The following is a 3,057-nucleotide window of genomic DNA, read 5'->3' as shown; positions in this document are numbered from 1 at the left end:
TGGCGGTGAACATGTCGGCGCATCAACTGCGCGAGCACGACCTGGAAACCCGCATCCGCGAAACGCTGGCGCGCCATGCCCTGCCGGCCGACATGCTGATCCTGGAGATCACCGAATCGGTGGCCATGGACGACATCGAGGCCTCTTTGAAGGTGTTCGACATGCTGGACCGCATCGGCGTGAAGCTGTCGATCGACGACTTTGGCACGGGCTATTCCAGCCTCAGCTATTTGCGGCGCTTGCCCGCCCGCCAGCTCAAAATCGACCGCAGCTTTGTGCGCGACCTGGACCACAGCGCCGATGCACAAGCCATCGTGGAAGCGGTGGTGCGCCTGTCGCACGCCTTGGGCATGACCGTGGTGGCCGAAGGCGTGGAGACCGAGGGCCAGCGCCAGGTGCTGGTCAAACTGGCCTGCGATGAGCTGCAGGGCTTTTTGTTTGCCAAGCCGATGGCCGATTCTGACTTGCGCACCTGGATGGGCGCGCAGACCGTGCCCATGGCGCCCATCCACCTGGTGCCAGCGTGAAGGACTTGTATGCGCCGACTTGACCGCTGGATCGCCCGAGCCAAAGCACTGTGGGCCAGCCCTTCAGTGGTGCCTTTGGCGCTGCCGCCCGCGCTGGTAAACCTGAAGGACTTGAACCACCACGACCCGCTGACGGGCCTGGCCAACCGCCTCTTGTTTGAAGACCGGCTGGATGGTGCGGCGCGGCGGGCCGAAGCGGCCAATCGCCGGCTGGGCGTGCTCTTCATCGACCTGGACGGCTTCAAGGCGGTCAACGATTCATATGGCCACAGCGCTGGCGACCAGTTGCTGCGCGAAGTGGGGCGCCGCGTGGCGCTGCAGGCCCGCCAATCTGACACGGTGGCGCGCCTGGGCGGCGATCAATTCCTGATGCTGCTTGATGGCCACCCGGATGCCTCAGCGGCGGCCGTGGTGGCCGCGCGTTTGCGCACCAGCCTGGCCGAGGTGTTGTGCATTGAGGGCCGCGACTTGCGGCTGTCGTGCTCGGTGGGCATCGTGCTGTACCCCGAGCATGGCCCACGCGCCAAGCTCATCGCCCATGCGGACGCGGCCATGCTGGTGGCCAAGCAGGCGGGCGGCGGCATGCACGTGTTCTTTGAGCCGCACATGGCGGTGGACAGCGAAGCGCAGATCGACCTGCAGCGCGACCTGCGCCATGCCCTCGACCTGGGCGGCCAAGGCCTGTCGCTGGACTACCAGCCCAAGGTGGACACCAAGAGCGGCCGCCTGACCGGCGTGGAAGCCTTGCTGCGCTGGCGCCATCCGCAGCAAGGGCCCATCGAGCCCAGCGTGTTCATCCCCGTGGCCGAGCGCTTTGGCCTGATCGGTACCCTGGGCCAATGGGTGATCGACGAAGTTTGCCGTCAGCAACGCGCCTGGCAAGACGAAGGCCTGGACCTGCGCGTGGCCATCAACCTGTCGGTGTACCAGTTGCGCCAGGCTGACCTGGTCGAGCGCATTGAGCGGGCCCTGAAAGCGCAACGCGTCCACGCCGACCGGCTGATGTTTGAGGTGTCCGAGATCGCCGCCATGGCCGACCCGCCGGCCTGCGTGCGCCTGTTCGAGCAGTTCATGCGCCTGGGCGTGCAGGTGTCGATTGACGACTTTGGCATGGGCAACGCCAACCTCAGCCAGCTGCGCAAGCTGCCGGCCTGCCAGCTCAAGATCGACCGCAGCTTTGTGCAAAAGCTGGAGCATGACGACGAAGACGCCAAAGCCATCGTGGACGCGGTCGTGCGCCTGTCGCACGCGCTGGGCCTGAACGTGGTGGCCGAAGGCGTGGAAACCACGCACCAGCAGGACATCCTGCTGCGCTTTGGTTGCGATGAACTGCAGGGCTATTTGTTCGCGCGGCCCATGTCGCCAGTGCAGATGGCCTTGTGGGCGCGCAGCAGCGAAGCGGTGCCCCGGCCCGAGCCTTTGACACGCCTGGAGCGGCCGGATTGACCGCTGCTTGACCGCTGCTTGACCGTTTTGCAGCGGTGACTTGACGGGCTTCCTACAATAGGGGCATGAGCGCCATCCTCACCCCATCCCATCCCACCTTGCCGGTGGAACGCCGCCCCTACACCCGTGGGGCCCAATTGCCAGAGATCATGCGCCAGCGCATCGTCATCCTCGATGGCGCCATGGGCACCATGATCCAGCAGTACAAGCTGACCGAGGCCGACTACCGGGGCGCGCGGTTCGTGAGCCACCACAAGGACCTCAAAGGCAACAACGAGCTGTTGCAGTTGACCAAGCCCGAGGTGATCAGCGAGATCCACGAGCAGTACCTGGCCGCTGGGGCCGACCTGATCGAGACCAACACCTTTGGCGCCACCACCGTGGCCCAGGACGACTACGACCTGGCCGAAATGGCCCGCGAGATGAACCTCGAAGGCGCCCGCCTGGCGCGCCTGGCTTGCGACAAATACAGCACGCCTGACAAACCACGCTTTGTGGCTGGCGCCATCGGCCCCACCCCCAAGACGGCCAGCATCAGCCCCGACGTGAACGACCCGGCCGCGCGCAACGTGAGCTTTGACACCTTGCGCCAGGCCTACTACGAGCAGGCCGAAGCCTTGCTGGAAGGCGGCTGCGACGTCTTCTTGGTGGAGACCATCTTCGACACACTGAACGCCAAGGCCGCCATCTTTGCGCTGGACGAGTTGTTTGAGAACAGCGGCGAGCGCCTGCCCATCATCATCTCGGGCACGGTGACTGATGCCTCGGGCCGCATCTTGTCGGGGCAGACGGTGAGCGCTTTCTGGCACTCGGTGCGGCACGCGCACCCGCTGGCCATTGGGCTGAACTGCGCCTTGGGCGCGGCGCTGATGCGGCCGTACATTGAAGAGTTGACCAAGATCGCGGGGGACACCTTTGTCAGCTGTTATCCCAATGCGGGCTTGCCCAACCCGATGAGCGACACGGGGTTTGACGAGACGCCCGAGATCACCGGGGGCTTGTTGGAGGACTTTGCCAAGGCGGGGTTCTTGAACATCGCGGGGGGGTGCTGTGGCACCACGCCGGATCACATTGCGGCGATTGC

Annotated in this window: 3 protein-coding genes; all 3 read left to right on the top strand. The window is 65.2% G+C overall.

The features are described from left to right. Nucleotides 1-527: EAL domain-containing protein (locus tag H7225_RS02765; RefSeq protein ID WP_290659263.1), on the top strand; the 527-nt coding region annotated here is incomplete at its 5' end. A 9-nt stretch (nt 528-536) separates the two neighbouring features. Then, the gene (locus H7225_RS02760) at nt 537-1,973 is read left to right on the top strand and encodes a bifunctional diguanylate cyclase/phosphodiesterase (protein WP_290659262.1); all 1,437 of its coding nucleotides are present in this window, start codon (nt 537-539) and stop codon (nt 1,971-1,973) included. Nucleotides 1,974-2,038: 65 nt separating this feature from the next. Continuing rightward, the coding region (locus H7225_RS02755) for a homocysteine S-methyltransferase family protein (protein WP_290659261.1) at nt 2,039-3,057 on the top strand (1,019 nt) is incomplete at its 3' end.

It is taken from the genome of Aquabacterium sp. (assembly GCF_014378415.1).
Lineage (GTDB): Bacteria > Pseudomonadota > Gammaproteobacteria > Burkholderiales > Burkholderiaceae_C > Aquabacterium.
This window is presented reverse-complemented; position numbering and strand designations above follow the sequence as displayed.